Source organism: Tumebacillus algifaecis (assembly GCF_002243515.1).
Lineage (GTDB): Bacteria > Bacillota > Bacilli > Tumebacillales > Tumebacillaceae > Tumebacillus_A > Tumebacillus_A algifaecis.
In genome coordinates, this window is record NZ_CP022657.1 from 2371630 (window position 1) to 2376287 (window position 4658).

At 47.1% G+C, this 4658-nt stretch carries 4 protein-coding genes; 1 reads left to right on the forward strand and 3 read right to left on the reverse strand.

Annotated features, from left to right (window positions below; genetic code table 11):
• Positions 1–7 precede the first annotated feature (7 nt).
• Genes CIG75_RS10325 through CIG75_RS10335 form a run of 3 tightly spaced genes read right to left on the reverse strand, consistent with a single transcriptional unit; the run spans position 8 to position 3783 of the window.
• Positions 8–1180, reverse strand: coding sequence for a Ger(x)C family spore germination protein (locus tag CIG75_RS10325; RefSeq protein WP_094236596.1), 1173 nt, complete (start codon positions 1178–1180; stop codon positions 8–10).
• Entirely contained in the window at positions 1167–2708 is a 1542-nt protein-coding gene (locus tag CIG75_RS10330) for a spore germination protein (protein ID WP_094236597.1), read from the reverse strand. The genes CIG75_RS10325 and CIG75_RS10330 overlap by 14 nt, the downstream gene beginning before the upstream one ends.
• Complete coding sequence (locus tag CIG75_RS10335) at positions 2683–3783, reverse strand: GerAB/ArcD/ProY family transporter (protein ID WP_094236598.1); 1101 nt, start codon at positions 3781–3783, stop codon at positions 2683–2685. Before CIG75_RS10335 ends, CIG75_RS10330 begins: the two co-directional genes overlap by 26 nt.
• A 458-nt stretch (positions 3784–4241) precedes the next feature.
• Here CIG75_RS10335 and CIG75_RS21210 point away from each other — a divergent pair, with 458 nt between their 5' ends.
• Entirely contained in the window at positions 4242–4484 is a 243-nt protein-coding gene (locus CIG75_RS21210; protein WP_227874196.1) for a hypothetical protein, read from the forward strand.
• Positions 4485–4658 lie beyond the last annotated feature (174 nt).

Below are 4658 nucleotides of genomic sequence, written 5' to 3' on the forward strand. Positions count from 1 at the left end.
TTTCAGTTCAATACACTTTTTTCCCGTAGTACACTTTTTTCCCGTATTGAACGATATCTATTTTCACGTTCACATCGTGTAGTGAATCGGCAGTTAGCTTCAATTCCCCCTGTTTGGAAAACTGTCTCCATAACTTTTGATGATGACGATACAAGACATCTAATAGATTGAGCACATCTGCGTCAAGATCAATCCCGGCCTGAAACGTGGTCATCACCTGCTTTTTCACATTCTCACTTGCCGCTCTTTTTATTTCTTCCTCACTCATACACCCCATAATTTGTGTAATGTGTCCTTTAAGTTTAATATCAATTGAAAATCGAAGCTCACCTTCACTGACGAACGGTTTTATTTTCATTTTCGGTTTCATAATGACAACGGTGAAGATTTTATCTTCGCCTAATGAGATCGGGAGCGGTGCGCGTACCAGTTCACGGTTGAGCCAAAGTAGACCGCGCGATTGTAAATACGTCATTTTTCCCACCCATTTATCCCCGATCACCACACTGTATCCATCAAATAGCATCACTCGATACTTCTTTTTCTCATCAAACCATTTGCTTTTATCAGTCCCGAGACTCGGGATGATCAACGTGTGCATCGGTTCCCGCATCATAGCTGTAAATCGATGCAGCCGATAAGGAAGCACCGGATAGGAATCCTGTTTGTTCATATCGCTCGGATCTCCCAATTTCGAGTAGACAGGGGAGGGATCGAAAACGTGCGTAGCGAGCAACAGATCTTCGATCCGCTCATCGGTCGTGTACACCCAAAATGTAGGTCGAATCTCCCCATAGCGCTGTAAGAGGTCGATCACCTCATTCACCCCTTTTTTTGCAGCCGCTTCGGTGAAGACGAGCGAACTGATATGGCTCCAAAACAAGCGGCGCTGCAAGGTGTGATACAAATCGAAGATCGCTAGGTTGAACGTTTTCCCGATCCCTTTGCCCACATAGATTGGGGCTGCGTTTTCCGATTGACCCGCACCTTCCGTTTTGCTGATACTCGTAAAATTGGGTATTTGCACATAAAGGATATAGTTGCCGTCCTGATAATCGACCCCAAGCGAAAGAACATAGGTTAAATGCTCGAGCGACTTGTAGCTCCAACAGCCGGACAGCGACACCGAGGCGACCAGCAGGAGGAGAATCCCGATCGATCTTCGTTTACGTTTCATCATCCGCGCTCCCTTCCTTGGTAGCGTCTAGCGGATGCAGAAATTCAGGACGCTTCCAGACTCTAGCTTGAGGTTCCCGCATGAAGAACAGAAAGAAATCTTTCCAACTAAAAGCAGAGACCGGTGTGAGATAGGAAATCCCAAATGATCTGATGTTCGCCATATAGACGTAGATCACAAACATCCCGACAAAAAATCCAAACAGCCCAAGGAAAGAAGACAGTATCATGATCAGCAATCGCAAAATCGAGACCGCACCGGCCAACGACTGATTGATCAAGGTAAACGTGGTGACGGCCGTTGTTCCGGCCACCACGAGCAAGGAGGGGGAGGCGATCCCTGACCGGATGGCCGCATCCCCGATGATCAACCCGCCGACCACCGCCAGAGTTTGCCCGATCTTACTAGGTAAACGGACGCCCGCTTCTCGAAACAGCTCGAACAGCAGGAGCATCAGGAACGCCTCAAGGGGGATCGTAAACGGAATTCCTTTGCGAGCTAACAGCAAGGTCGCAAGCAGGCTGAGCGGAATCTGATCCTGATGGTAGCTTGTGATCGCCACATAAAAGCCGGGCAGGAGCACGGCGACAAACAGCCCGATGATTCGAAGTATCCGTTCAAACGAGGCATAAATATAATTGGTATGCATGTCTTCCGCAGCTTTTAGCATTAAAAATAGGTTGCATGGAGCGATCAGCGAGGTTGGAACTCCGTCGATGATCAGAACAAATCGACCTTTGAGCACCGATTCGACTACATAATCCGGCCGCCCTGTATAATCCATCTGCGGAAAGATCGAGAATTTGGCAGAGATGATCCGCTCTTCGATCTGCGTTGAGCTGTAAATGCTTTCTGCATCGATCTTGTTAAGCTTTTCACGAACCTCTTTGATCGACTCCGGCCTTGCAATGTCCTCGATGTAGAGCAAGGCGACTTGTGTCTGACTGCGTGTTCCCAGGCGAAAATACTCCGTTCGGAGTGAATTTGTCTTGAGACGTTTGCGAACCAGCGCAATGTTGACCGACAGTTCTTCAGTAAAACCATCGCGCGGTCCTTTTACGGAGACTTCGCTGTTCGTCTCAGACGGTTCCCGGTTCGGCAGGTCGGCCACGTCCAGAAGAAAAGCGGTCGCAACACCGTTGATCAAAACGGCCACTTTCCCCTCAAATACCGGAGCGATCACTTCTTCTAGCACCTTCACACTTTGCACAGACGAGTATTGCCAAGCGGCTATCACTCGTTCTTGATTGGAGGTCTCGGGAACAATCGTTTGCAGCACCCTGCCCAGACTCGGAATCACTTGCTGATTGATCAGATCCACTTTGCAGACACCTGGGCAATAGACGAGCAGAACAGAGCGCGGCGCCTGTTTGGTAGGCAAGATCAGCGATTTGATCTGCACGTCTTCACATGCTTGGAACGTATCTCGTAACCACGCTTCATTGGCTGACAATTTGTTTTGAATCGGTGACCTGTGATCACCCGATTGAAGGTCCTGCCTCGTTTTATTGATAGGACTCGCCCCCTTCATTCGGTCGTTTCAGAAAGCACAGGAACAAGAGCACCAACGTGAGCACGATCACAAACCAGAGGTTGTAGGGAAGGAGAAAGTTCGTGATCAACGACAGATATTGAGCGTCTTCAAACGGAAGGAGTAAAACTACGATCAATATGGCCACAACAATACTGATCGTGAGCAGACGCTGTTTCCGTCCCGAGATTTGAAGAATTTCCGGAATCAGATAGATCGCCAGAGCTGTCCGGACGAAACTCCCAACCATCCATTGAAAGACGGAGAGAAAATCAACATGTTCAAAAATGCGGGACAGGGAGACGATTCGCCATTCCTCGGAAGCCGGATAGCGCAAAGTGCCGCCTTCGTCAGGCCCAAACTCGGCAATCGCACCGGTTAGTGGCCCTAGCATCAGTATGACTGAATATCCTGCCAGCAAGAAGAGCCGACCTTTTTTGGCCTTTTTTTTCAAATGATGCTGAAGCAAGAGCAAGATTGCGAGTTCGGACAGTCCGGACGCAGCAGGGATCATACCTTTCATGACAGGAGTTATCCCATGCTCCAGCATTGGAAAAAGAAGATCATAATGCTTGTTGGGAATATTGGCGAACATTACAAAAAAGCCAAACAAGATGACAAACGGTAGCAACAATCCATTGGTGATGGCGATCACACGAAGACCCAAAAACGCTGGATACGCACAGAGCAGAGTAAAGATGACAACCAACACCGGCTTGGGTGTCAAATACAAGTACATGAGGGCAAGCCAGGTGGTCGTATCCTGAATCGTGCTGTACGCGATCACAAACATTTGTATGAGAAAAATGAAAGTCAGTGGAATGGAAAGCAATGGACCGGCTTTTTGTTTCACCCATTGCAGCAGGTGCTGCTGGCCGCTTTTCTTCATAATCAGGTACAAGCAGGGAATCCAGAGCATCAAAAGCGCCCCGGACACCAAGACAGAGAGCCAAGCGTCCCGTCCTGCGCTGCGCAGCAGAACAGGGGTCACCATGACGTGTAGATTGATACCAACAAACGAAATAAGGATCATCGAAGCTTGCAATACATTGATTTCCCCCTGCGACCGACTCATCAGATCCCCCCACTGACTTTTCCCTAGGATGTGCAGGAACTTCCAATTCAATTAGTGCTTCTTTCCATCTCTACAAAATACAGAATGACCGCAAAGTCCTACGGTCTACGAACACCATGAGAAGAGGAAAAGCGTCACAGTTTCTTTAGTTTGATAGCTGTTATCTTCGTGATCATGGAACGTACAAAAATGATCGTGCTTGGCAAAACACGCACTTCAAGTGATTGACCAATGTTTGAACTGTACAATTTCACATGTTATGACTGTTTATTGTCAGTCGGAGAAGTCGTTTGGAGAGCATTGATTATTTAAAGAAGGATTGTTCTGTCATACATTTTGACAGAACAATCCTTCTTTAACGTTTCTGTGACAAGATTATCCTTCTATAACGGACTAATGAGAAACGCGCTATCTTCTTTAAGCGAGTTTTGCCACTGCTTGAATTCGGAAGGGAACGAGTGGGGATCGACCTTTCCAAAGTTGTGCTGACACACCACAAGTTAAAAAACCAAGGCAAGCGCAACTTGCAACTCGGCGTAGGCGAGGCTGTGAAACTGAAACCACTCACCGACACGGGGAATGGCGATGTCAAATCGAACAGCGAAACTTCGGAGCCAATGATCCGCAAGATCGAAGGAATGCGCCTTGCAGACATCGATGCTGCCATCCGCGTTTTTTATATGTTGCCTCATCGGTCATAAAATAGTAGAGGTAGAAAGTTCACTAATAAATATATCCGTTCATAGAAAATAAATTTATTCAAAGTAATAGGAGGAATATTGAAACAACTTATGGAACTACATCCAAGAAGATGTTTGTATTTCTTCCTAAAGATGTATTGATCGTAATTATTTGGAGTTTGGAGGAACCCATTT

Coding starts and splice junctions, on each gene's coding strand:
- CIG75_RS10325 (WP_094236596.1), bottom strand. CDS start 1,180: ATGATGAAACGTAAACGAAGATCGATCGGGATTCTCCTCCTGCTGGTC.
- CIG75_RS10330 (WP_094236597.1), bottom strand. CDS start 2,708: ATGAAGGGGGCGAGTCCTATCAATAAAACGAGGCAGGACCTTCAATCG.
- CIG75_RS10335 (WP_094236598.1), bottom strand. CDS start 3,783: ATGAGTCGGTCGCAGGGGGAAATCAATGTATTGCAAGCTTCGATGATC.